The sequence below is a fragment of the Bradyrhizobium sp. genome (assembly GCF_004799405.1).
Lineage (GTDB): Bacteria > Pseudomonadota > Alphaproteobacteria > Rhizobiales > Xanthobacteraceae > Bradyrhizobium.
Map to the genome: position 1 here is coordinate 15,340 of NZ_SSMW01000028.1, position 25,898 is coordinate 41,237.

At 59.9% G+C, this 25,898-nt stretch carries 21 protein-coding genes and 1 pseudogene; 15 read left to right on the top strand and 7 right to left on the bottom strand.

Annotated features, from left to right (window positions below; translation table 11 throughout):
• Positions 1–113: 113 nt before the first annotated feature.
• Both E7813_RS04935 and E7813_RS04940 read left to right on the top strand, forming a co-directional pair.
• Positions 114–956 carry a universal stress protein gene (locus tag E7813_RS04935; protein WP_291571452.1) on the top strand — a complete coding sequence of 281 codons (843 nt, stop codon included), beginning with the start codon at positions 114–116 and terminating at the stop codon, positions 954–956.
• 47 nt (positions 957–1,003) lie between these two features.
• Positions 1,004–2,218 carry a cyclic nucleotide-gated ion channel gene (locus tag E7813_RS04940; protein WP_291571454.1) on the top strand — a complete coding sequence of 405 codons (1,215 nt, stop codon included), beginning with the start codon at positions 1,004–1,006 and terminating at the stop codon, positions 2,216–2,218.
• A 31-nt stretch (positions 2,219–2,249) separates the two neighbouring features.
• On the opposite strand, the gene E7813_RS04945 is transcribed toward E7813_RS04940, so the two are convergent.
• Together E7813_RS04945 and E7813_RS04950 are read right to left on the bottom strand one after the other, a co-directional pair.
• Positions 2,250–3,638 (bottom strand): MBL fold metallo-hydrolase, encoded by a 1,389-nt coding sequence (locus E7813_RS04945; protein ID WP_291571455.1) that lies wholly within the window; start codon positions 3,636–3,638, stop codon positions 2,250–2,252.
• Positions 3,639–3,716: 78 nt separating this feature from the next.
• Positions 3,717–4,565, bottom strand: a complete 849-nt coding sequence (locus E7813_RS04950) for a TIGR00730 family Rossman fold protein (protein ID WP_291571490.1) — start codon at positions 4,563–4,565, stop codon at positions 3,717–3,719.
• Between the two features lie 302 nt (positions 4,566–4,867).
• Here E7813_RS04950 and E7813_RS04955 point away from each other — a divergent pair, with 302 nt between their 5' ends.
• From E7813_RS04955 to E7813_RS05010, 12 genes and pseudogenes are all read left to right on the top strand, one after another.
• On the top strand, positions 4,868–5,596 hold the full coding sequence (locus E7813_RS04955) for a CBS domain-containing protein (protein ID WP_291571458.1): 729 nt from the start codon (positions 4,868–4,870) through the stop codon (positions 5,594–5,596).
• A gap of 24 nt (positions 5,597–5,620) precedes the next feature.
• Positions 5,621–6,025, top strand: a complete 405-nt coding sequence (locus tag E7813_RS04960; RefSeq protein ID WP_291571460.1) for a translational machinery protein — start codon at positions 5,621–5,623, stop codon at positions 6,023–6,025.
• Positions 6,026–6,461: 436 nt separating this feature from the next.
• Positions 6,462–7,151, top strand: a complete 690-nt coding sequence (locus E7813_RS04965) for a helix-turn-helix domain-containing protein (RefSeq protein ID WP_291571462.1) — start codon at positions 6,462–6,464, stop codon at positions 7,149–7,151.
• Between the two features lie 62 nt (positions 7,152–7,213).
• Positions 7,214–7,477 carry a hypothetical protein gene (locus tag E7813_RS04970; RefSeq protein WP_291571492.1) on the top strand — a complete coding sequence of 88 codons (264 nt, stop codon included), beginning with the start codon at positions 7,214–7,216 and terminating at the stop codon, positions 7,475–7,477.
• Positions 7,474–7,956, top strand: coding sequence for a hypothetical protein (locus E7813_RS04975; RefSeq protein ID WP_291571463.1), 483 nt, complete (start codon positions 7,474–7,476; stop codon positions 7,954–7,956). The genes E7813_RS04970 and E7813_RS04975 overlap by 4 nt, the downstream gene beginning before the upstream one ends.
• 148 nt (positions 7,957–8,104) lie before the next feature.
• Positions 8,105–8,512, top strand: coding sequence for an Hsp20/alpha crystallin family protein (locus tag E7813_RS04980; RefSeq protein ID WP_291571464.1), 408 nt, complete (start codon positions 8,105–8,107; stop codon positions 8,510–8,512).
• Between the two features lie 2 nt (positions 8,513–8,514).
• Entirely contained in the window at positions 8,515–10,905 is a 2,391-nt protein-coding gene (lon, locus tag E7813_RS04985) for an endopeptidase La (protein ID WP_291571466.1), read from the top strand.
• A 163-nt stretch (positions 10,906–11,068) separates the two neighbouring features.
• The gene (locus E7813_RS04990) at positions 11,069–11,818 is read left to right on the top strand and encodes a CBS domain-containing protein (RefSeq protein ID WP_291571468.1); all 750 of its coding nucleotides are present in this window, start codon (positions 11,069–11,071) and stop codon (positions 11,816–11,818) included.
• Positions 11,819–11,896: 78 nt separating this feature from the next.
• Positions 11,897–12,733, top strand: a complete 837-nt coding sequence (locus E7813_RS04995) for a trypsin-like peptidase domain-containing protein (protein ID WP_291571470.1) — start codon at positions 11,897–11,899, stop codon at positions 12,731–12,733.
• 157 nt (positions 12,734–12,890) lie between these two features.
• Complete coding sequence (locus E7813_RS05000; RefSeq protein ID WP_291571471.1) at positions 12,891–15,305, top strand: phosphoketolase family protein; 2,415 nt, start codon at positions 12,891–12,893, stop codon at positions 15,303–15,305.
• A 20-nt stretch (positions 15,306–15,325) separates the two neighbouring features.
• Positions 15,326–16,552, top strand: a complete 1,227-nt coding sequence (locus E7813_RS05005) for an acetate/propionate family kinase (protein WP_291571472.1) — start codon at positions 15,326–15,328, stop codon at positions 16,550–16,552.
• Positions 16,549–17,247: pseudogene (locus E7813_RS05010) on the top strand (VIT family protein). Before E7813_RS05005 ends, E7813_RS05010 begins: the two are co-directional and overlap by 4 nt.
• A gap of 17 nt (positions 17,248–17,264) precedes the next feature.
• Here E7813_RS05010 and mgtA read toward each other — a convergent pair.
• Together mgtA and E7813_RS05020 are read right to left on the bottom strand one after the other, a co-directional pair.
• Positions 17,265–19,811, bottom strand: coding sequence for a magnesium-translocating P-type ATPase (mgtA, locus tag E7813_RS05015; RefSeq protein WP_291571473.1), 2,547 nt, complete (start codon positions 19,809–19,811; stop codon positions 17,265–17,267).
• Positions 19,812–19,978: 167 nt separating this feature from the next.
• Entirely contained in the window at positions 19,979–20,539 is a 561-nt protein-coding gene (locus tag E7813_RS05020) for a hypothetical protein (protein ID WP_291571474.1), read from the bottom strand.
• 121 nt (positions 20,540–20,660) lie between these two features.
• On the opposite strand from E7813_RS05020, the gene E7813_RS05025 reads away from it, so the two are divergent.
• On the top strand, positions 20,661–20,963 hold the full coding sequence (locus E7813_RS05025; protein WP_291571475.1) for a hypothetical protein: 303 nt from the start codon (positions 20,661–20,663) through the stop codon (positions 20,961–20,963).
• A 63-nt stretch (positions 20,964–21,026) separates the two neighbouring features.
• On the opposite strand, the gene E7813_RS05030 is transcribed toward E7813_RS05025, so the two are convergent.
• From E7813_RS05030 to E7813_RS05040, 3 genes are read right to left on the bottom strand one after another with little or no spacing between them, the layout of a single operon-like run.
• Positions 21,027–22,151 (bottom strand): ABC transporter permease, encoded by a 1,125-nt coding sequence (locus tag E7813_RS05030; protein WP_291571476.1) that lies wholly within the window; start codon positions 22,149–22,151, stop codon positions 21,027–21,029.
• Between the two features lie 10 nt (positions 22,152–22,161).
• On the bottom strand, positions 22,162–24,894 hold the full coding sequence (rbbA, locus tag E7813_RS05035) for a ribosome-associated ATPase/putative transporter RbbA (RefSeq protein ID WP_291571477.1): 2,733 nt from the start codon (positions 24,892–24,894) through the stop codon (positions 22,162–22,164).
• Positions 24,891–25,898, bottom strand: coding sequence for an HlyD family efflux transporter periplasmic adaptor subunit (locus E7813_RS05040; protein ID WP_291571491.1), 1,008 nt, complete (start codon positions 25,896–25,898; stop codon positions 24,891–24,893). Before E7813_RS05040 ends, rbbA begins: the two co-directional genes overlap by 4 nt.

Here is a 25,898-nt window from a genome sequence, read left to right on the forward strand (position 1 = left end):
CGCGGGGGGATCAGACTGGGTTGAGGTGGATCAAATCGGGCAACCGCTTTATTCTTTAGTTGGAATGCGGACCGCAGGGGCGGACGCCTGTTATGAATGCGCGGAGAGCCGTCATGCTTAGAGATATTCTCGTCCATATCCCTTCCGAACGGCCGATAAGGCCGGTCGTAGACGCCGCCGTCTCGCTGGCAATGACTCATGCAGCGCATCTCGACGCAGTTTCGATTGGCTTTGAATACACAAACGTGGACTTGGCTCCTGATGGGGGCGCGGCACTCGCAGCCTTGGTTGAAATCGAGTGTGAACGAGCGCTTGCGCGAGCTAACGCCACGCTCGCGGTATTTGAAGCCGAAGCCCGCAACGCCGGCATCAGCTATGCCCTTCAGCCGCTTCCAAGTGTGTCTGCCGACGCCGCGGCAGCCGTGAGCGGCCTGGCACGGCTCCACGACTTAACGGTCGTGCTGCAGCCCGAGGCTGGTCGCGATACGTTCGACAACACCGTACCTCAAGAGATTCTCTTTCAGTCCGGCGGCCCGGTTCTGTTGATTCCATACACCCATAAAGGTCCTTTTGAACCGAAGCACATCGGCATTGCCTGGGACGGCAGCCGCTTGGCCGCGCGAACCCTTCATGACGCCATGCCGTTTCTGACGCGTGCGCAGGCCATCACCGTCATCACCGTGAATGGGACGGAAATACCCGAAATACCCGCCGAAGTATCTGCAGCGGCCCTGGTGGCTCATCTCGCAAGGCGCGGGCTTACCGCGCGCATCGAGAGCATGAGCGCTGACCGGGCGGATATTCAGCCGACGATCCTCTCGATTGCGGCCGACACCGGTATCGATCTGATCGTCATGGGCGGCTACGGTCATTCGCGCCTGAACGAGCGTATCCTGGGCGGTGTCACGCGCGGCATGTTTCAATCCATGACCGTGCCGACACTGATGTCCCATTGACTTCCGCCCTGAAAGCCCCGTCGCAACCGAAAAGGTCGATCGGCAGGTTGCGCCGTCGCGTCTACGCGGTGCTTGAGCAGGGCGATGGTGCCGGGGGCGCAAGCCTTGCGCTCAATCGGTTCCTGATCCTGCTGATAGTTGTCACGCTGACCGCAACCGTGATCGAATCCGTACCGGAGATGGCAAGGACTTACGCCCTGCCGCTCAGCGTAATCGAGTGGACCGCGACGCTGGTGTTTTCGCTGGAGTATGCCGCGCGGATCTGGTGCGCGGTCGAACATCCCCTCTTGAAACGCGGCGCAGTTCTCGGACGGCTGCGTTTCGCGCTGAGTTTCTCCGGGCTGATCGATCTTGCGGCTATTCTGCCATTCTGGCTGAGCATTTTCATTGCTTCCGATTTCAGGATCTTGCTCGTTCTTCGCCTGGTGCGCTTCTTCAAGCTGACGCGCTATTCGCCCGCGATGCGTTCGCTTCTGGACGCCCTGTATTCCGAGCGCCGCGCGCTGAGCGGATGCTTTGTCATTTTGCTAGGCACGGCACTTATCGCGGCAGCACTGATGCACCTGGCCGAGCGCGCGGCGCAACCCGAGCGGTTTGGAACGATTCCGGATGCGCTATGGTGGTCGATCGTGACGCTCGGGACGATCGGTTACGGTGACGTCGTTCCAGTCACCGTGCTGGGACGCGTTCTGGCAGGCTTCACCATTTTCGCCGGACTGCTCATGATGGCGCTGCCGGTGGGTATTTTCGCCACTGCTTTTGCCAACGAGGTACACCGCAGGGATTTCATTATAACCTGGGGCCTTGTCGCCCGTATTCCGCTGTTCCGTGCCCTGACCGCGAGTGAGATCGCGGATGTAATGACGATGTTGCGGGCTCAGAAAGTGGATGCCGGGACGGTCATCGCCCGCCGTGGCGAGCCTGCCCATGCGATGTATCTCATTGCGGACGGCGAAGTGGAAGTAAAACTGCGGCACAAGCATCTACAGCTTGGCACCGGCCAGTTTTTCGGCGAGATCGCGGCGCTGCGCCGAACGCACCGCTCGGCGACGGTGACAGCCGTGACGACGACGCGGCTGTTGGTTCTGGATGCACTGGACCTTCACGCGCTGATGGACCGCCAACCGGCGCTTGCGGCCCGGATCGAGGAAGCAGCACGTGAAAAGCTTGGACATGCAATCGATGAACCAGACAGCGATCTGATGTCCGAAGAGTTGACCCACGAGCCAGGAGGTAGCGGCGACCAAGTTCAAAGCCCGTAGAACCGGGCCGACAAGTACAAAGTCTGCTATCTCACAATTCAAAACTCTGATTCTGCTGCGGCATTTCGACTCGGGCATCAACAAGGTTTGTCGCGAACTGGTTCATGCTGTTTTCTTCACCGTGAACGAGGAACGTCCGCTTTGCACCGGTCTGCTTTTGCCAGGCCAGCAATTCAGCCTGGTCGGCATGAGCGGAGAAGCCGTTGATGGTATAAATGCGTGCCCTGACCGGAATGTCCTCGCCGAATATTCTCACTTGCTTGGCGCCATCGATGATCTGTCGCGCGAGAGTACCACTGGCTGCGTAGCCGACGAATACGATGGCCGACTTATCGCAGCCCAGATTATGCTGCAGATGATGCCGCACGCGGCCGCCGGTGCACATGCCCGACCCGGCCATGATGATGGCGCCGCCATGAATGTTGTTCAGCGCGACGGATTCGGCGGCTTCTCGGGTGAAATGCAGCCCTGGCAGATAAAATGGATCGTGCCCGCCTTGAAATAATTTTGCGGTTGCAGGCTCAAAACACTCGGGATGGCGCCGGAATATCTCGGTAGCCGAAATCGCCATGGGCGAATCGAGGAACACTTGCGTCGATTTCGCGAGCTGCCCCTTGCTGATGCCGTCATTCAGGAAATAGAGCAACTCCTGCGCTCGCTCCAGGGCGAAGGTCGGAATGATTACATTTCCCCCTCGTTTGAAGGTCTGGCTTATCGCTTCAAACAGCTCTGCGATGGATGGACCTAATGGCTTATGCAGCCGGTCTCCATACGTGGTTTCCATGACGACATTATCGGCGCGGGGCGGCGTCGCCGGGCTGCGCAGCAGCCCATGACCGCCGTTGCCCAGGTCACCGGAAAACAGCACGCTGGTCGAACGGCCCTGTTCCGAAAGTTGCAGAAAGATGCTGGCGGAGCCCAGAATATGCCCGGCATCGATGAAAGTCGCGCTCGCGCCGGGGCTAACTTCCAAAACCTCGGAGTAGGTTGCGGTCCGCCCGAAATTGTCGAGGCAGTTCAGCGCGTCGAGGGTCGAATAGAGCGGGCTTGTCGCGTGACTACGTGCACCTGCGTGACTGCCCCTGCGCGCAAGGTGACGCGTTTCTTCTTCCAACAGATAGGCTGCATCCAGCAGGACCAGTCGCGTCAACTCACGCGAGGCGGATGTCGTGATGATCTCCCCTCGAAAGCCGCGCTTGGTCAATAGAGGCAAACGGCCGCAATGATCCAGATGTGCATGGGTTAGCAATACATAATCAATGCTGGCGGCGTCAAAGCCGAACGGTTGGGCATTTTCCTCGTCCAACTCTCGGCTGCCTTGATACAGCCCGCAGTCAATCAAGATCCGCTTCCCGGCGCATTCAACCAAGTGACAGGAGCCAGTGACGTTGCGATCCGCGCCGTGAAAGGATATTTTCAAATTACGCTCCCTTGCATTCGTTCATCGAGACCGGATTCGCATGGGGCATCACAGGATCGACCGACGTAAAGCCGTCGCTCATGATGCGGTGTGCAAAGGATCGCCGCTCGCGTCGTGCCAGTGCAAAATGCCGTTCCATGCTTCCTGGGCCGTCTCGGCAAACCAGAACAATTCCCGATCCTCGGAATCGATAACGCCCTCATCGACGAGGAAATCCACGTCGACGGCCCGACGCCAATAGGCCTCGCCCACCAGCACCACCGGCATCGGCTTGATTTTTCGTGTCTGTATCAGGGTTAGCACCTCGAACAGTTCGTCCAGCGTGCCATAACCACCAGGGAACGCGACCAGCGCCTTGGCCCGCAGCAGGAAGTGAAGCTTGCGCAGAGCGAAATAATGAAAACTGAAACAGAGTTCGGGCGTGACATAGGGGTTCGGATATTGCTCATGCGGCAGGCTGATGTTCAGCCCGACCGACTTGGCTCCCGCGTCGAACGCTCCGCGATTGGCCGCCTCCATCATCCCCGGGCCGCCGCCGGTCACAATGGCGGTATGGCGTTTGCGGGCGCCTCGATTTGCCGTCGCTACCAGACGTCCAAATTCGCGGGCGACGTCATAGTACCGGCTGTTGGCCTGAACTCGCGCGGCAACCGCCAGCCGGCGCCGAAGTTCGTCGTTGCTTTTGTCGACCTTCAGCAAAGCACGTAATTCCTGCACCTTGCGAAGCGCCGCGGCGGGTTCGCCGATCCGCGTACTGCCGAAAACCACGATGGTCTGCTCGATGTCATGCTCGCGGAGCAGCAATTCAGGCTTGAGGTAGTCGATCTGCAAGCGCACGCCGCGCAGGTCATCCCGTGCAAGAAACGCAGGATCGGTGTCGGCGGGACGGTAGCTCGGGCTTTTGAGGATCGCCTGCACCCGCCGCATCGCCTCGGGGTCTTCCTCGAGGGCCTTCGGCCGTTGCCATGGCAACGCCTCGCGACGTCGATAGGGATGAGCGGGCGTCGGGATTTGTTGACCTTGTTTCATTGACTTTCGATCGCTCCGGCTTGCCGACGGCACCATTGTGCGTTGATTGCAGCATGGAAACCCGCGAAGCGTTGATGCGGATCAAGCACTGGAAGATTTCCTCCTTCTCGATCTTGCGACTTGACCTGCGTCAAGTGCACGAAAGTCCGGTGGCGTAACATTATTAATGTTATCGGCGATCCGAAAGCTGGAGCCTATCAATGCGCGCCCATCAAATCATGACCCGCAAGGTCATCTCCGTGAAACCCGACACCTCCATTGCCGATGCTGCAAACACAATGTTGCAGCAGCACATCAGCGGACTTCCGGTCGTTGATGACGCCGGCAAACTGGTCGGCATCATCTCGGAAGGTGATTTTATCCGCCGCGCGGAAATAGCAACCGGGCGGAAACGCGGCCGATGGCTGAAGATACTGGTTGGACCGGGTCGGGCTGCGACTGACTTCGTGCATGAGCAAGGCCGCAAGGTCAGCGAAATCATGTCACCGGAGCCCCTCACCGTGACGGAAGATGTCACGCTCGAAGAGATCGTCAAGGCGATGGAAAAGAATCATGTCAAACGCCTTCCCGTACTGCGTGGAGATCGGCTGGTCGGTATCGTGACGCGCGCCAACCTTCTTCAAGCTGTCGCAGACCTTGCCCGCAATGTGCCGGATCCGACCGCCGACGATGACCGCATTCGCAACCGCGTCTTTGCGGCGATCGAAAAAAACGATTGGGGACCAATCGCGCTCAGCGTCACGGTACGCGATGGCATCGTCCACCTCAGCGGCGTCATCTTGGACGAACGATCGAGGCAGGCGGCAATTGTCGCGGCCGAGAACGTTTCCGGCGTTATGAAGGTTCACGATCATCTTTGTTGGTTTGAACCCAACTCGGGGGTATATCTCTACTCTCCCGAAGATGAGCAATGGAAACGGGCGATTTAATTCGCCAGCGAACGGATCAGGATCATGCAGTCACATTTTCACGCGGTGGTGTGGATCGACCACCTTCAGGCCAAGATATTCCACATCGGCTTTTCCGGTCTCGATGAGGTCGTCCTGCACCCCCATATGCCGACGCGGCATATTCATCACAAGGCCAACTCGATCGGCAGCGGCCATGTCCATGAAAGCGGGGAATTCCTTAAACAGGTACTGGACGCCGTCAGCGATGCCGGTGAGATCCTGATCCTCGGGCCGGCCGGCACTAAGATCGAACTAGCCAAGTATATTCGCGAACATAATCCGCAGGTCGGCAATCGAATAGCCGCGGTGGAAGCCGCCGACCATCCCAGCGATCCCCAGATCGTCGCCTACGCGAAGCGGTATTTCAAGATTGGCATCGTCCGTTCGGCCACCGATCAGCGTAAATGATCCGCCGATCGGTGGGACTCTTAGTATCTTTTCGGGAGCGCGTTCCTTATCGCATCCTCGACTTGAGCTTGAGTGTATCGCCGTCCACCACGAACTTGCCGTAGCCGTGATGGTGGATGGTCTTCGGATTGCGTTGTGCATATGCCAGGACATTGTCATGACGTTGGCGCGGCCGTTGCGGGCGGTCGTCAGCAGGACGACCGGACCCGGTTCAAGCAACTGATAGACTTTCGCTAAAGGCAGTTTTTTTCATCGCCGATTCCGCCTGGGCACGCTACGCCCGCCCCCGGCACAACGCGCCTCTCTGTCCGGTCCCAGACCCGAACTTGCCTCCGGTCAGTTACTTAGGGGTGCCCCCTTAAGATAAGAAGCGAAATATCGAAGCCCGGTCATATCAATTAGGAAATAGCCATCAACCCCGGCAGGAGATGGCACCATGCTCACCCAATCGATCAGCACTTCCGATATGGCTGGCAAAATCAGCCCAGCGGCCCTCTCCGCCCCCGACCAATTCCACATGGTCGCCGGCCAGGCGGGCCTCGTGGCGACGGAATTCTCCTACAAAAAGGACGAGGAAATTTACGGGGAGGGCGAACCTTCCGACTATGTCTACCAGGTCATCCGCGGCTCGGTTCGGAGCTACAAGTTGCTTTCCGACGGCCGGCGTCAGATCGGCGCGTTTTACCTTCCCGGGGACGTGTTCGGGCTGGAGTCGGGACCAGCGCACCGCCTCACGGCGGAGGCCATCGTTGACACGACCGTGCGTCTGGTGAAACGGCGGAGCCTGGAGCAGGCGGCCGGTATCACCGTCCAGGTGGCCCACAGCCTTTGGTCGATGACCGCCGGAGAACTTCGGCACGCCGAAAACCACATGCTGCTTCTCGGCCGCAAAAACGCGATGGAGCGTGTGGCCAGTTTTCTTCTGGAAATGGACCGCCGCCTGACCGTAACAGGCATGATGGCGCTTCCGATGTGCCGCAGGGATATTGGCGATTATCTGGGGTTGACCATCGAGACCGTTTCGCGGGCGCTCTCGCAACTGCACAGCGAAGGGGTGCTCGGGTTTTCCGGCGCGCGCCAGATCGTCCTGCGAAACCGCCAGCGCCTGCGCAACATGGACGCTTGAGAGCCTTCTCCAAAAGATCGGTCGTCCCAATTCTGAAACCGTGGAAGCACTAGGAGGCGTTGATGAATTATTCGATTTACAGCGCAGATCGCACGACCCATCTTAAAATCGTGGTCGTTGGGCTGGCGGCAAGTATCGGAATAACCAGCTTTGGAATCGCGGCCCACCTCAAGGCCGGCGACCAATACTCCCAGACGGCATATGTGGTCAAAGCCGCCAAGCCCAGCATGAGGTTTGCCGTCGCATTGCCTGGCCGCCAGGACACTGTGTCCGACTTGACCTTGATCAACAGTTCTCAGGCTCTTTCTGGTATCCAAATCAAATGATCAAGCGCAGCGATCCATGGCATACCCGCTCCACCATCAGCCGGTCGGCGCACGTCCTGGAACGGACGGGGCTCGCCTTGACCGGGGCAGCATGCGGATTGTTCGTCGCCGCGCATGTGGGAAGGGCTGACATTGATCTGCTTGGTTCGGCTGCTGCCGTCTTGGCCCTGATGCTTTATGGAGCCGTCGGCTTCTATCTTGGGATTGATCTGCCCCCTGTTCCTCCAGACCACCGAATGCACTTGCCGCTCCGGCAGGGACTGGGTTCCAGTTGGGACGCCGTGGAACTGCTCAGCGCGGCCGGTACTTTCCTCGCCGCGGTAGAGGCGGTGGCGTCCGTGTCCAGCATTATTCTGGACGAGACCGCGCGCCCAGGCACTGCCCTGCTGATTGGCGTCGGCTGGGCGGCAGGCACCACCATGCAGATTGCCGCCGGCATCATTGCGCGAATGCGGGCAAATGCTGCCGGCACGTCCTAGGGCAGGCTCCTGCACTATTTCGTCCTCCGATTGACGAGATGGCCCAAGCGTAGAACTATTCCGGCAATCCAGCGGGATGCTTTTGCAAGAGCATGGCCGCATGGCGCGAAAGCGGCCGTTTCAGGAATTCGTGAACGCGAGGACGCCAATGTCGTCAAAAAATCCCATGAACTGGATGTTGGCCGAAGCCGTCGATTCGCTCGCCCGCGCCAATCGGCTGCATCAGCAGTTCTTCAGCTTGCGGTCGTCGGCGGGCTCTCGGGAACCCAGCTGGGAGCCTCCCATCGATGTCCTGGAGACCGACCGGGAAATTCTCATTCTGGTGGCGCTGCCCGGCGTCGATCCCGATCAGGTCGAGGCCGTGATCGATAGCGGCACGCTGATCATCAGCGGACACCGGGTGCTGCCGGTCGAGTTGCGCAATGCCCGGATTCACCGGCTCGAGCTCCCGCAAGGCCGGTTCGAGCGCCGTATCGTACTGCCCACGGGGCGTTACGCCGTCAGCCGCTTCGCCGTGAACGGATGCATTGCGCTACGCCTGTCAAAGTCTGCTTGAGGATGGCCATGCCGCCAGTCAACGAAGAACACGCCGCGAGTGAGGCTGCGCCTGTCGCTATTCCCGCCGATGCCCTTATCATTGTCCCGGTTCGCAATACCGTGCTGTTTCCGGGCGTCGTGGCTCCGATTACGATCGCTCGGCCGAAATCGATCGCCGCCGCCCAACAGGCGCTGCGCGAGCAGCGGCCGATCGGAATTCTGCTCCAGCGAAACATCGAAGCGAACGATCCGGGTCCCGAGGATCTTTACCGGATTTGCACCGTCGCCAACATCGTGCGTTACATTACCGGCCCCGATGAAACCCATCACATCATCTGCCAGGGCGTCCAGCGCGGCCGCGTCCTTGACTTCCTTCCTGGCACGCCGTTTCCGGCGGCTCGGGTTCTCCATATCCCGGAACCCGCGACGAGTTCACCGGAGATAGAGGCGCGGTTTCTGAATTTGCAACAGCAAGCCATCGAGGCCATTCGATTGCTTCCTCAGGCGCCGCCCGAACTCGTCGGTGCGTTTCAATCGGTCACCTCTCCAGCGGCCCTCGCCGACCTCGCCACCTCCTACATGGACATCAAACCACAGGACAAGCAGGAGATCCTGGAGACGATCGACCTGTCACTCCGTATGGAGAAGGTTTCGCACTACCTGGCCGAGCGGCTCGAAGTGCTTCGATTGACGGCCGAGATCGGCCAAAAGACCAAAGCCACGTTCGATGAACGCCAGCGCGAAGCGATCCTGCGCGAGCAAATGGCAACCATTCAGCGCCAATTGGGGGAAGGAGACGGAAAGGCGCAGGAAGTCGCGGAGTTGAACGAGGCCATCGCAAAAGCGCAGATGCCGGCGGAGGCGGAAAGCCAGGCGCGAAAGGAAGTGCGGCGCTACGAGCGAATGCCGGAATCAGCCGCAGAGGCAGGCATGGTCCGGAGCTATCTCGATTGGTTGATCGAGCTGCCTTGGAGTTCGCCGGCCGAGAAAGAAATAGATATCCCGGAGGCGCGTCGCGTTCTCGACGAGGATCATTTCGGCCTGGAAAAAATCAAGAGCCGGATTATCGAATACCTGGCGGTTCGGAAATTGGCGCCGCAGGGCAAAGCGCCGATCCTGTGCTTCGTTGGCCCGCCCGGCGTCGGCAAAACATCGCTGGGACAGTCGATCGCACGAGCCATGGGCCGGCCGTTTGTCCGCGTCAGTCTGGGCGGAGTTCACGACGAGGCGGAAATCCGCGGCCACCGGCGGACCTATATCGGTGCGCTGCCCGGCAATATCATTCAGGCGATCAAAAAGGCGGGATCGCGCAATTGCGTCATGATGCTCGACGAGATCGACAAGATGGGACGGGGAATTCAGGGCGATCCATCGGCCGCGATGCTGGAGGTTCTCGATCCGGAGCAGAATTCGACGTTTCGCGACAATTACCTGGGAGTGCCGTTCGACCTGTCCCGGGTCGCGTTTATAGCCACGGCCAATATGCTCGATACCGTTCCCGGACCGTTGCTGGACCGCATGGAGATCATAAGCCTGCCGGGCTATACGGAGGATGAAAAGCTTGAGATAGCGCGACGCTATCTGGTTCGCCGTCAGCTTGAGGCGAACGGCCTGAAACCGGAGCAGGCCGAGATCGACGTTGAAGCATTGAGGCTGATGATCAAGGGTTATACCCGCGAGGCCGGTGTTCGTGCTCTCGAGCGGGAAATCGGCAAGGTGCTGCGTCATGTGGCGGTGCAGATCGCCGAAGGCAGCTCAAGTCGTGTCGTCGTTGCCGCAAAGGACCTCACGGGCGTTCTCGGCCAGCCCCGGTTCGAAAACGAGATCGCGATGCGCACCAGTGTTCCCGGCGTCGCAACCGGACTGGCCTGGACCCCGGTCGGAGGCGATATTCTTTTCATCGAGGCGACCCGCATTCCGGGAAAAGGAGCGTTGATCCTGACGGGTCAGCTTGGCGAGGTGATGCGAGAGAGCGCGCAGGCGGCCCTGACCTTGGTAAAAAGCCGCGTCGCGCAGCTCGGTATCGATCCCTCGGTGTTTGAAAAAAGCGACATCCACGTCCATGTGCCGGCCGGCGCCACGCCCAAGGACGGGCCAAGCGCGGGGGTTGCGATGTTTACCGCGCTGGCCTCCCTGCTCACCAGCCGCACGGTCAGAAGCGACACCGCCATGACAGGCGAGATATCCCTGCGCGGTCTGGTGCTGCCCGTTGGGGGCATCAAGGAAAAGGTGGTCGCGGCCGCGGCTGCCGGCCTCACCAGGGTGATGCTGCCGGCGCGAAATCGGCGGGATTTCGATGAAATTCCACAGGGCGCCCGCGACAAGTTGGAATTCATCTGGCTCGAGCGGGTTGATGATGCGATCGCTGCAGCTTTCGAGGAGAACGCACCCACGATCGCAGCGGCGAGGTAAACGGCAGAACCCCTTCGCACGCCGTAGCCGCTTTGCCGAGCCCGCGCCACAAGCGCGGCAACCCCCGCAATTTCCCCGCGACAATCCCGATTGATCTCGATCAAGCCCTTGCGTGGCTTTTCCCTTAGCGTTGTGGCGTTAATTTCGGGATTGGACTCACTGAATGCGCGCGCATCAAGTAATGAGCCGGAATGTGGTCACGGTCGGCCCCGAGACTTCGGTGTTTGAGGCCGCGAAAACCATGCTGCGGCATCACATCAGCGGACTGCCGGTGGTCAACACGGCCGGCAAGCTGGTCGGCATCGTTTCAGAAGGCGATTTTATTCGCCGGGCGGAAATCGGGACTGAGCGCAAGCGGGGCCGCTGGCTGCAGTTCTTGATCGGACCGGGTCAGATCGCGTCCGAATTCGTGCATGAGCGGGGTCGCAAGGTCAGAGAGATCATGACACCGCATCCGGCTACCCTTGCAGAGAATGCGTCTCTCGAAGACGCAGTCCGGCTGATCGAGAGACACCATATCAAGCGCCTGCCCGTTATGCGCGGCGATCAACTCGTCGGCATCGTGACCAGATCCAATCTGCTGCAAGCAGTCGCCGCACTCGTTCCCGACGTTCCGGATCCGACCGCCACCGACGATCAAATTCGCAGTCACATCGTGGCGGCGATCGATGGCAGCGACTGGTCGCCTTCCCGGTTCAACGTCATTGTACGCGATGGTGTCGTGCATCTCGGCGGCATCATAACCGACGAACGCTGCCGGCAGGCTGCGATTGTGGCAGCCGAGAATGTACCCGGCGTCAGACACGTACAGGATGAGCTCTGCAGCTACCCGCCTCCCGAAGAGGACCTTGGCGGCGGCGATTTTGTTTCAGTGCAGTACGACCCATCGACAACGGATGACGCACCGCTCTGAGCACTCAACCGGCCGAACCGCCGGACGACAACGATACAAGGGATGTGCGGGATGCAAATAAGACGAAATGGCCGGCCGTTGACGTGGCGGGAAGGTCTGGCGCCGTTTGCCAGGCCGGCGTCGACGGCAATCGCCTGCCTGATCTTGGCGCTGACGCTCTTGCCTGTATTGACGACGGCAGGTCGGGCTCAAGCGCTTGGCGTTCTCGCTGAAACATCGTCGTCTCCGACACTCGCGCCGCTGGTGAAGAAAGTCATTCCAGGCGTGGTCAGTATTACGGTCAGGGCGAGCGCTCCGGTGCAGCCCATGTTTGTCGATCCTGAGACGGGGTTTCCCGATGCCCCGTATCGATCCACGGATCGCGAGATCAGCGCTACAGGCGTTGTTGTTGACGGCCCCAAGGGACTTATCGTGACGAACACTCATGTCATCGAGGAAGCCGACGACATCGCTGTCATCCTTCCGGACGGACGCCGCTTTCAGGGGTCCCGCGTCGATGCCGATCCAGACACAGACATTGCGGTGATAAAGATCGCGGTTGCCGACCTTGTCGCACTTCCGATGGGTGATTCGGATATGCTGGAAGTTGGAGACTACGTTATCGCCGTCGGCAATCCGTTCGGCATGGGAATAACCGTCAGTCATGGAATTGTGAGCGCCCTGCACCGCTCCGGACTCCACCTGGGCGGCTATCAGGATTTCATTCAAACCGATGCGTCGCTCAATCCGGGCAGCTCGGGCGGCCCGCTGCTAAACCTGCGCGGAGAACTCGTTGGCATTACCACCGCGATTACCGCGCCGACCGGAAGCAATGTCGGGATTGGCTTTGCCATCCCGGTCAACAGGGTACGCGAGGCCGTCAGTCGGGCTGCGAAGTACGCCGAGATGCGGTCCGTCAGGCACGCCAGAAACTAGGCCGGGTCTGATCAAATTCTGTTCAAGCCGACTGCCTCGCCAGCGCCCTGGACCCGAAAGGGTTTACGCTATTCGGCGCCCGTCGGTGTCAGCCGTGACGGACGGAACGATCGTCACTCGACATTGTTGCCGCCGTGTCTGCCCTGGAGATGTCTGGATGCGAACCCACAATGCACACGATGCCGATCCAACGGCCGGCGAGCTGGCGCTGCTTGATCGGTACTGGCGGGCCGCCAATTATCTGTCGGTGGGCCAGATATACTTGCTGGACAACGCGCTCTTGCGCGAACCGCTGCGGCCCGAACACATCAAGCCGCGCCTGCTCGGACATTGGGGGACCACGCCGGGACTGAATTTCATCTACGCCCATCTCAATCGCGCCATCCGCGCGCGCGATCTCAATATCATCTATGTCTGCGGCCCCGGCCACGGCGGACCGGGCATGGTCGCGAATACCTATCTTGAGGGCAGCTACAGCGAAATCTATCCCGATATCGGCCGCGATGCCGATGGCCTGCACAAGCTGTTTCGCCAGTTCTCGTTTCCCGGCGGAATTCCGAGCCATGCTGCACCGGAAACCCCGGGCTCCATCAACGAAGGCGGCGAACTCGGCTATGCACTGGTGCATGCCTATGGTGCCGCATTCGACAATCCCGACCTGATCTGCGCCTGCGTGGTCGGCGACGGAGAGGCCGAAACCGGTCCGCTCGCCGCTTCCTGGCATTCCAATAAATTCCTGAATCCCGCGCATGACGGCGCCGTGCTGCCGATTCTTCATCTCAATGGCTACAAGATCGCCAACCCGACGGTGATCGGCCGGATGGACGACGACGAGGTAAGGAATCTTTTTCTCGGTTATGGTCACGAACCGCTGTTCGTCGAAGGGGACGACCCGGCCACGATGCATCGTCTGATGGCGGCGACGCTGGATACCGCATTCGAGAAGATCCGCGCCATCCAGACTGCGGCGCGCGACGGACGCGCAACAAGCGCGCGCCCAAAATGGCCGATGATCGTGTTGCGCAGTCCCAAAGGCTGGACAGGTCCAAAGGAAGTCGATGGTCTGAAAGTCGAAGGTTTCTGGCGCGCCCACCAGGTGCCGATCGCCAATCCCCGCGGCAATCGGCAGCATCTGCAGTTGCTCGAGCGGTGGATGCGAAGCTATGAGCCGGAAAAGCTGTTCGACGAGAGTGGCCGACTACACCAGGATTTGCAGATGCTCGCGCCGGCCGGCGAGCGGCGAATGGGCGCCAATCCGCATGCCAATGGCGGATTGCTGAAGCGCGAACTAAAATTGCCGGATTTTCACGCTTATGCCGTCGACGTCCCGCGCCCGGGCAGCGTCGACGGTGAAGCGACGCGCATTATGGGACAATTCCTGCGCGAGGTGGTCTCGCTGAACGCCGAGGCACGGAATTTCCGCATCATGGGACCGGACGAGACCGCATCGAACCGGCTCGACGCGGTGTTCGAAGTCACCGAGCGGGTGTGGATGGAACGCATCGAACCCTACGATGTCCATCTTGCCCAGGACGGCCGGGTGATGGAAATCCTGAGCGAACACCTCTGCCAGGGCTGGCTCGAGGGATATCTGCTGACCGGCCGACACGGCTTTTTCTCCTGCTACGAGGCCTTTGTCCACATCGTGGATTCAATGTTCAACCAGCACGCCAAATGGCTGAAGGTGTCGCGTGGCCTGCCCTGGCGGCGTCCGATCGCGTCGTTCAACTACCTCCTGACGTCGCATGTCTGGCGACAGGACCATAACGGCTTCAGCCATCAGGACCCTGGGTTCGTCGATCTGGTCGTCAACAAGAAGGCCGATATCGTCCGCGTCTATTTTCCGCCGGACGCCAATACCTTGCTGTGGATTACCGACCACTGCCTGCGGACCTATGACCGGATCAACGTCATCGTCGCCGGCAAGCAGCCTTCGCCGCAATGGCTGACCATGCAGCAGGCCGCAACGCATTGCGACGCCGGCATTGGAATCTGGGCATGGGCCGGTACCGAACTCGAAGGCGCCGAACCCGACGTAGTGATGGCCTGTGCCGGCGATGTACCGACGCTCGAAACCCTGGCCGCGGTCGATCTTTTGCGAAAGGCGTTTCCCGACCTGAAGATTCGCGTCGTCAACGTGGTCGATCTGATGACCCTGCAGCCGAAAGACCAGCACCCGCACGGTCTCAGCGACCGGGATTTCGATGGCATCTTCACCTGCGACAGGCCGGTGATTTTCGCCTATCACGGCTATCCCTACCTGATCCATCGCCTGACCTACAACCGCACCAACCACTCGGGAATGCATGTTCGCGGCTTCGAGGAAGAAGGTACCACGACGACACCGTTCGACATGGTGGTGCTGAATGAACTCGACCGCTTTCATCTGGCGATCGAGGTCATCGAGCGGGTGCCCAAACTCGGCGTTGCGGCGGCGCACATAAAGCAGCAATTCCGCGATGCGTTGATCGAGCATACGCGCTATGTCCGTCAGCACGGCGAGGACATGCCGGAAATCCAGGGCTGGCAATGGCCCTATAGTGACAATGCCGCTCCGCAGGCCGGCCGCTGAGGAATGACACGAGCCACATCATGAGCGATGCCATCTTGGTTCTCAACGCCGGCTCGTCCAGCGTCAAATTCTCCATATTCGAAGGGCATGAGCGACCGGGGCCCAAGGGACTTGTCTGCGACGGCGAGTTCGATGGCATCGGACATCGCGTGCATTTCGTCGCCAGGAGCAACTCGGAAAAGGCTCTCATCGATCAGTATTTGACGGGCGGCGCCACCCATGAGGACGCACTTGCCACACTCTTGAGCTGGGTCGAGAGCCAATTCCCAAACCATCGCCTGCTCGCCGCCGGACATCGCGTAGTGCACGGCGGGTCGCGCTATACCAGTCCGGTCCGCATCGATTCCTCCGTTATCGGCGAATTACACCGTCTCATTCCGCTGGCGCCGCTGCACCAGCCCCACAATCTGGCGGCCATTGCCGCGATCTCCAAGCTGCATCCGCAACTACTCCAAGTCGCCTGCTTTGATACCGCCTTCCACCATACCCAGCCCGAGGTCGCCGCGGCGTTCGCCCTGCCGCGTGCGATCACGGTTCAGGGCGTCCGCCGCTACGGCTTCCACGGGCTGTCCTATGAGTATATCGCCAGTGAGATGCCCGATGTCGTCGGCCCCGTCGCCGACGGTCGCGTCGTGGTGGCCCATCTCGGCAGCGGCGCCAGCATGTGCGCCATGCATCGGCGCAAAAGCGTGGCGACCACCATGGGATTTACCGCGCTCGATGGTCTCGTGATGGGCACCCGGAGCGGCACCCTCGATCCGGGCGTCATCCTCTATCTGATCCAGGAGAAGGGCATGACACCGCAGGCCGTAAGTGACCTGCTCTATCATTCGTCGGGTCTGTTGGGCGTATCCGGCATCAGCGACGACATGCGGACGCTGTTAGCCAGCGACGATCCGCTCGCCGCCAGCGCGGTGACATTGTTCGTTTACCGGATCAGTCGGGAGCTGGGGTCACTGGCGGCCAGCCTCGGCGGGCTGGACGCGTTGGTCTTCACCGCGGGTATCGGTGAACATGCCCCGGAAATTCGTCGCCGCGCCTGCCAGCAAGCTTCCTGGCTCGGCATCGAACTGGACGATGCGGCCAACGCCAGCGGCGCGGCAAGGATATCGACGCCCGCAAGCAAGGTCTCCGCCTGGGTCATTCCCACGAACGAGGATTTGATGATTGCCCGACATACCTGGCATCTGACTGAGGGCGATGCAAAGTATGCTAATCTTCCAAATGACCGTCAGACCCGGAAATGAGCAAAGCCCCCCTTAGAGAACAACACCGCGCGCAGAGCACCGGATGGTTGCGCGCGGCGGTATTGGGCGCGAATGACGGCATCCTTTCCACAGCAAGCCTGATGTTGGGCGTCGCGGCCGCGCATGGGACACGCGGTAACGTATTGATCGCTGGGGTTGCCGGTCTGGTCGCAGGCGCGATGTCGATGGCCGCGGGAGAGTATGTTTCAGTGCACTCGTAGGCCGACACCGAACATGCCGACATTGAACGCGAGATCGCTGAACTCAGGGCGGACGACAAGGGTGAGCATGAAGAACTGGCACGGATCTACGTTGGGCGCGGCCTGGAGCCCGAGCTCGCGAGAAAGGTCGCCGACCAGCTCATGGCTCGTGATGCCATAGGCGCCCACGCCCACGACGAACTGGGCATAACTGAAAATCTTAGAGCCCGCCCGATTCAGGCTGCATTTGCGTCGGCCGCCAGCTTCGCCGCTGGCGGAGCCATGCCACTCCTGGTCGCTACGCTGGCCCCTGAGCCAGGCATAATCTATTCCGTGTCTGGAACCTCATTGCTCTTCCTCGCGCTGTTGGGGGCATTGGCGGCGCGCGCCGGCGGCGCAGACGTGATGCCAGGCGCGATACGCGTCACGTTCTGGGGCGCACTCGCCATGGCTATCACCGCGGGCGTAGGAGCCTTGTTCGGGACAGTGGTGTAGCGATTATCTCAAGACCTTTATTGTAAGGCCATGACACGATAGAAAACGCGCTTGGTGACTTCCACGATGGCAAGGTACGCCAGTGTTGCGCCGACCAGGAATGCGAAAAACAGCGGCGGCGGCGCCACGAACCCCAACCACCCGCCGGCAGGGAGCAGTGGAAGGGCGATTGCGACGGCGATAACTCCGAGCGCCAGGGTGAGCAGGAAAATGTGCGGCCTGCTCCGAAAGACCGATCGCCGCGTCCGGATGGCAAAGACGACCAGAACCTGGGTGGTGATCGACTCGATGAACCAGCCCGTCTGAAACAGCGCTTCACCGGCGCCAAATAGATACAGCAGAACATAGAATGTAATAAAATCGAACACGGAACTGACTGGTCCAAATACCAGCATGAACCGCTCGATGAACCTGACGTCCCATTTCACCGGCCCGGCGATAGCCTCTTCATCGACCCGATCGAAGGGGATCGCGATCTCCGATACGTCGTAGAGAAGGTTGTTGAGCAAAATCTGGATCGGCAGCATCGGCAAAAACGGCAAGAACAGCGCCGCCCCGGCCATGCTGAACATATTGCCAAAATTCGAACTTGAACCCATCAGGACATATTTGGACACGTTTTGAACCGTGCTGCGCCCGCACACCACCGCCTCGCGCACCACAGAAAGATCGTGCTCAAGCAGAAGCAGGTCGGCAGCCGCGCGCGCGACATCGGCAGCGCCATCGACCGATATTCCGACGTCGGCCGCATGCAGCGCCGGCGCGTCATTGATGCCGTCACCCATGAAGCCAACGACATTGCCGAGCCGCTTCAGCGCCAGCAGGATACGAAGCTTCTGCTGCGGATTGACGCGGCAAAACAGGTTGACCCGCGGCAACTGCCCGATCAGCGCCTCGTCCGAGAGATTTGTCAGTGCGTCGCCCGTGAGTACTCCGGTGACAGGCACCCCGATCTCGGCGAAGACGTGTCGCGAAACGAGTTCGTTGTCGCCGGTCAGCACCTTCACCGAGATACCCGCAGCGGTCATGGCCTGGATGGTCGCCCCAGCACTGGCTTTCGGAGGATCGAGGAAGACAGCGAAGCCGGAAAAGACGAGGTTGCTCTCATCGCTGATTGCGGCGGTCTGGTGGCTCGCATCGACCACCCGGCTGGCTATTCCGAGAGCGCGGAATCCTTGAGCACCGAGTCCGTCAAGGGTGGCCTCGAAGGAACGGCGGGTCTCAGCGTCGAGCGGCAGCACCTTGCCATCCGCGTTCTCGTATTGTGCCGACAGCCGCAAAAGGTCCTCCGGCGCACCCTTAACAATCAAACGGCGCTCGGCGCCGTGCTCGACCAGAACCGAGACACGCCGTCGCTCGAAATCGAACGGCACCTCATCGATCTTCTTCCACTCGGCCATATCGAAGGGATGGGCCAAAAGAATTGCTTGATCGAGCGGGCTCTTCATCCCGGTCTCGAACTGGCTATTGATATAGGCGTTGGCATATACAGCCTTGCTCTCGACGCCCCGCCCATCAATGGCGCGCATCAGCTTGATGGTAGCTTCCGTCAGCGTTCCGGTCTTGTCGGTGCACAGTACGTTCATGGCACCGAGATCGTGGATTGCGGTTAGGCGCTTCACGATTACCTTCCGCTTGGACAGCTCCAAAGCCGAGCGCGCAAGCGTGACGGTCACGATCATCGGTAGCAGCTCGGGCGTCAGTCCGACCGCCAGCGCCAGCGCGAACATCAGCGACTCCAGCACCGGTCGATGAAACGAGATGTTCACCACCAGCACGAAGAGCACCATCAACACGGTAAGGCGCATGATCAGCAGGCCAAACCGGCGAATGCCTACCGCAAAATCGGTGGCCGGCGGCTTTTCGGCCAGGCTCGTCGCAAGATGGCCGAGAGCCGACTTCCCGCCGGTTCGGCAAACAACAATCGTTGCAGTGCCGCTGATCACGGAGGTGCCAGCAAACACGGCGTTCGACGCACCGGCGGGATTCTCGGCGCCCGACGGGGCATCGCTGGCCTGCTTCTCGGCAGGGTACGGCTCTCCGGTCAGGAGTGCCTGATTGATGAAGAGATCACGACTTTCGAGCAGCCGTGAGTCCGCCGGTACGAGATCGCCGGCGATCAGCTCGACAATGTCACCGGGCACAAGTTGATCGATTGGTATCGAGACGCTGGCGCCATTGCGTCGCACCGTTGCCTGTACCGCTACTGACCGGCGCAGCGCCTCAACTGCATTTTGAGCGCGGACTTCCTGGACGAAATCAATCGTCATACTGATCGAGACGATGGTCACAACGATCAAAAAGCTCGCGACGTCCCCGGTAGCCGCGGACAGTCCACTCGCCACCAGCAGGATAATGACCAAGGGGTTACGGAAGCGCGACACAAATTGGAGCCAGAGCGGCGATCGCTTGACGATTGCTGCATCGTTCGGCCCAAATGTTTCTAACCGCGACTGGACCTCGGCTGCGTCAAGACCAGCCGCGGTCGTCGCAAGTCGCGATAGAAGCCGGTCGACCGGCTCCTGCCAGATTTCTTCCGCGCCGAGTTCGTTTGCGGGGTCCATCGTGACATCCCTGACCTTACCTGAGTCTATTGTGCGGACTTAACGCCATATATGACAATCTGGTCGATCTGGACCCGCTCGGCAAACAGCCCCGTCGCCACAAGCGTGGATTTGCTCGTGGTTATGACGGGCAATTTCATCTTCGTTCTGTCTGGACCTGGTGTGTTCTAAGGCTTGCTCTGGGGCGGAAACACCTGATTACTGAAGGGCGACGCAGTGGGCACCCGCATGACAATAAAGCCACGTCCGACCGACTGATGGCAGGCGTTGCACCCGACGGTCAGTTCACCAAATGTGCTCGCGAACATTCTGCCATCTTTTGCTTCGATCGCATCGGCAACGGCCTGAACGGGCTTTGCCATCGTCGTCACGCTCGTCACCGGTATACCCGGATATAGCGAAGCTGCTTCCACCAGACTGTCCTTGAGCTGGCGAAGTTCGAAAGCTGCGAGGTCCCAATTGGGAGCTTGGCCCGCGAACCACAGCTTCATATGCCGCAACTGAGCCGTGCTCATGATGTCGGACAATCTCGGAACGTATTGCTCGGTGGCCCCGGTTTGCCCTGTCGGGGATTGGGCGATGGCAAAGGCCGGCAATAAGCAGATCGCCAGTAGCGCCATGATATATTTACATAATTTCATCGAAACTCCGGCTGTCCCGCAACTTGTATCGATAAATTCGGCTTCAAGATAGTTCCCATACCCGGCGGACGCTTTGCGTTTGATCAAAGTCCGCCGCTTTGCGTGAGGCGGGTCCGGCCACCTCTTGAGGCCGATCAATATGCGCGCCGAATGATCATGAGAAATTATCTTTAGCCTCATGATCATTCCTTTGCTCGGAGTACGGAAAATGCTGATGCACCTCCCGATTGTTATTCTCGCTTCTCTTCCCTTTACCACGGTCGCGGATAGCGCACCGAAATTCGATATCGCACGGGAATGCCGGTCCGAAGGCGGCTCGCAGGCCATTCAGGAAAAATGCACCGAGGACGAAGCGCAATCCCGCGATCAACTTCAAACGCAATGGATGCAGTTCAGCACCCGCGACAAAGCCGTTTGTATGCAGGAGACCAGCATAGACGGCACCCCCAGCTACGTCGAATTGCTGACGTGTCTGGAGATGGCTCGCGATGTCAAGAAATCGCCGAAATAGCCCTATGTTGCGGCTGAACGATGGTAGCGGTTATCCATCGCCTTACCGGCTTTCCGGAAACATCTACGTCGCCTGAACCGTCACCGACCGGAAGCGGAGAATTGCAAACCCAAAGAACAGGGCACCGATAACGGCCACCGCAAGGAATTGCGGCCACACCACGTCCAGCCCTGCACCGCGATAGAGAATCGATTGCGCGAAGGCGACGAAATGCGTGGACGGCGACACCTGCATGGTTCGGGCCAGCCAGACCGGCATGCTTTCCAGTGGAGTGTTGCTGCCTGACAGCATGTTCATGGGCAAATACACCAGCATGTAAAGCAGGCCCAGTTGCGGCATCGACCGCGCGATTGTGCCGAGAAAAATGCCGATCGCCGTCGCAAAGAACAGGTAGATCACCACGCCCGTCATAAAGAGCGGTATCGAGCCCGCGACCGGAATGCCAAGCATCATGCGCAGGACGAAATAAAGGCTGACACATACGGCCACCGCAATCACCAGACCGTTTGCCCAGACCTTGGACAAGGCGATCTCGAACGGGGTCAGCGGCATGACGAGCAAGTGGTCCATGGTGCCGTGCTCGCGCTCCCGCACCACCGCTGCGCCGGCGAGAATGATGGCCAGCATGGTGATATTGTTGATGATCCCCATCACGCTGGTAAACCAGGCGGTGGTCAGGTTCGGGTTAAATGCAATTCTGACATCGAGATTCACCGTCGATAGCGGCACACCCTCGGTATGAGAGACGAAATCCGCTATCTCGGTGGTGATAATCTGCTTCGCATAGCCTGAACCAAGCCCTGCCTGGACCATCGCGGTCGCGTCGACGTTGACCTGAAGTCCCGGTTGGTGTGCCGCCAGAACATACCGTTCGAAGTCCGGCGGGATGTCGATTACGAAAGTGTATCGCCCCTTGTTCATCATGGGAATGATATCCCGCTCGGCTATCGGCTGCGGCCGCTGGAACAGCGGCGGATAGAATGCGTGGGCGATCCGGCGCGAGAGCTCCGAATTGTCCTCATCCACGATTGCGATCGAGGCGTTGTGAAGCTCCTGCGAACTGCTGCGCGCTTGCAGGATGACCGCCAGCGAAAAAGCATAAGCGACCAATCCCAAAAGAACGAAATCACGCAGAAAGCTGCGCAACTCCTTGATGCCGAGCCAGTAGATGTTTGCAGCCTTCCGCATATCGTTCGCTCTAGCGTTCCTGTTTGCGGAGCAGCAGCACGCTGATCAGGGTGAAGACCGGAACAAAGGCGAGCAGCGCCAGCAGATCGAGGTTGAGGTCCGCAAACCCGAGTCCCTTGGTGAAGGTGCCGACGGTGATCGGCACGAAATAGGTCATGGGAAAGCCGCGGCCGATGATCTGAGCCTCGGCGGCCAGTGAGGAAACCGGCGTCATCATGCCGGCAAACTGCGTCGCGGGCAGGACCGTGAGGATGGCGGTGCCGAACAGCGCCGCGATCTGGGTGCGCGTGAACGCGGAAATCAGCATGCCGTACCCGGTCATCGTCGTCACATAGATCAACACGCCGGCCAGCAGCGTTGGAAAGCTCCCCTTCAACGGAACCTTGAATACGAACAACGCCAGCAGCAACATCAGGGTAAAGTTGGCCATTGCGACAGCGACATAAGGGAGCTGCTTGCCGAGCAGAAATTCGAGCCGGCTCACCGGCGTCACATAGAGGTTGGTGATAGAACCGAGTTCCTTCTCGCGAACGATCGCCAGCGCCATCAGGATTGCAGGAAACAGCGCGAGCAACATCGCCATGTTTGAAGGCACCATCGCATAGATGCTGTCGAAATCCTGATTGTACTTGAACCTGACTTCGATATCGGCGAGCGGCGGCGCGGCAGGAATCGTCGTCTTCACCGCCGGATCGACCAGATATAATTGATGCATGCCCTGCAGATAGCCGCGAATGGTATCTGCCCGGAACGGCATCGCGCCATCCACCAGCGCGCTGACCGAGACGGGACGACCGTGTTTGATGTCGCTGCCGAAACTCGTCGGAATTTCGATCGCAGCCGAGATATCGCCGCTCTTGAGCCGATTGTCGAGTTCGGCGTAGGTGGTCAGCGGCGCCTTCTCGACGAAATAACTCGAACCCCGAAGCTCTTCCAGATAGGCGCGACTCTCGGGACTTTGATCGCGATCCAGCACAGCGAACGACAGGTTATTGACGTCGGTGGAAACCCCGAAGCCGAACACCAGCATCAGAAGGGTCGTGCCGAGCAAGCTAAACCCCAGCCGGATGGGGTCGCGCAGGAGTTCGAGGGCCTCGCGGATGGTATAGGCCAAGAGGCGCTGCAGGCTGAACACGGAACGCGCATAGGTCCGACTTCGAATTGGACCGTCATCCGGCAGGGTTGGATGATCTATCGTGAGAACCCGTATTTCGGTTACCGCCTCAAGATAGCTGATAAAGGCATCTTCGAGCGTGTCGGCGCCGCGGGCCGCGACCAATTCCGCCGGAGTGCCGGTCGCCAGCACGCGGCCCGAATCCATCAGCGATATCCGGTCACAGCGTTCGGCCTCGTTCATGAAGTGGGTCGAAACGAAAATTGTTACACCGTGATTGCGCGAAAGATCGATCAACGCTTCCCAGAAGCGGTCCCGCGCCAGAGGGTCGACGCCCGAAGTCGGCTCGTCCAGGATAAGGATCTCCGGCTCGTGGACGATGGCGATCGCCAGCGACAGCCGTTGACGAATCCCCAAGGGCAAATCGGCGGTGCGCTGATCGAGATAGTTCTCAAGGTCGAACGTTCCGATGAGTTCGGCGATGCGGACCGCGGCCTTTTGGGCCGATAGATGAAAAATGTGCGCATGAAGATCGAGATTTTGCCGGACTGTAAGTTCGGTATAGAGCGAGAACGACTGCGACATGTAGCCGACGCGATAACGCGAACTCATGTCGTCGGCGTCGAGAGGTTTTCCGAACAACAGCGCCTCGCCGGCGGTGGGCGGCAGCAGGCCGGTGAGCATTTTCATGGTGGTGGTCTTGCCGCAGCCATTGGAGCCGAGAAAGCCGAAGATTTCCCCGCGTTCGATGGTGAAGTTGACTCCGTCAACGGCGGTGAAATCACCGAAACGACACGTCAGGTCTCGCGCCGTGATAATGGGCGCGGTGTCGAACATCCGGCGCGGCGGGATCTGGAGTCCGTGGTGACCGCCATGCTGCCCCGGAAGCAGTGCAATGAAGGCTTCCTCGACCGTGGTGGCGCCGGTGCTTGTCTTGAGTTCGGCCGGAGATCCGGTCGCCAGCACCCTTCCGGCGTTCATGGCCGCCAGCCAGTCGAAGCGTTCAGCTTCCTCCATATAGGCCGTCGCCACGATGACGCTCATACCTGGCCGGCGAGCGCGGATACGGTCGATCAATTCCCAGAACTGGCGGCGCGAGAGCGGGTCGACCCCGGTGGTGGGCTCATCCAGAATAAGCAAATCCGGATCGTGAATCAGCGAGCAGCAGAGGCCAAGTTTTTGACGCATGCCTCCGGATAGCTTCTTGGCCGGCCGACCTTCAAAAGGCGCCAGACCCGTGCTTTCCAGCAGTTCGGCAATTCGCCAGTTGCGCTCGTCACGTGATTGTCCGAACAGGCGGCTGAAAAATTCGATGTTCTCGCGGACGCTCAGATCGGGATAGAGATTCTTGCCAAGCCCCTGCGGCATGTAGGCGATCCGCGGACATACCGACGCCCTGTGCTTCGCGTCGGAGATGTCCCCATCGAGGACGGTGGCACTGCCCGACTGACCTTGACGCGCGCCGGCGATGATGGCGAGCAGCGTGGATTTTCCGACCCCGTCAGGACCGATCAGTCCAACCATACAATCGGCCGGTATCCTGATCGTGACGTGGTCCAGCGCTGTAACCTTGCCGTATTTCTGCGTGACGCTGTCGAGGACGGCAACAGCTCGACTCCGCTCGTTCATGGCGGGCCTTGAAGATCTTTGGGCCAGGCGACGCTGGGGTCCGCGCGAAGGTACGCGACGCCCGGTAATCCGCTGCGGACGGAAGCGGCGTGAACGCGCGAGCGATCGGGATCGATCCGCACCCGAATGCGGAACATCAGTTTGTCCCGCTCGCTCTTGGTTTCAACCGTTTTAGGCGTGAATTGCGCCTGGCTGGCAATGAAGGAAACCTTCGCGGGAATCGGCGAATTCGGATAAGCGTCGAGCAAGATCCGGCCTTCGGTGCCGACCTTGATCTTTCCGGATTCCGGGGCCGGCAGGTAGATGTCCATGTAGACATACGAGATATCCAGCATCGTAAATACCTTGCCGCCGGCCGGGAGCACTTCGCCGATATTGGCGATTCGATATTGGATCCGGCCGTCTCGCGGGGCCACCAGATCGTTGTCATTGATGTTGACGGTGTAGAGCCCGACATCGTGCTCGGATGCTTCGAGCGCGCGTTCGGTTTCGGCTACCCTGTTGGTGGCAGCGCTCAACCCGGCATTAACGCCGTCCAGCGCCTGCTTGCGCTGGTCAAAAAGCTCTTTCGTCGCCCAGCCATTCTTCAACAGCGCTTGCGTACGATCCAGTTCCTGCGCAGCCAGGGTTTGCTGCGTACGCTGCTGTTCGAGATTTGCGCTGGCTTCTTCGATGGCGTGCTGCGCCTGCTTGACCTGCGCTTGCGCTTTCTTGAGTGACTCCTGAAGGTCCCTGGTATCCATGCGGCCAACCAGCTGGCCGGCAGTGACCATATCACCGATGTCGACACCCAATTCCGCGATCCTGCCTGGAAACTTGGTGTCGATATCGATCTCGTCGGCCTCCAGCCGACCATTGCCCCAACTTATCCCGGCGGGCAACTGCGGCTGGGCGTGCTTCCACCAATAGAAGCCAGCTCCACCAGCGGCAAAAAGAACCACAAAAAGCCCGATCGAAAACCGCAGCCGCCGCACCTTTCGGACTCGCGTTGAAGGTAAGGTCAT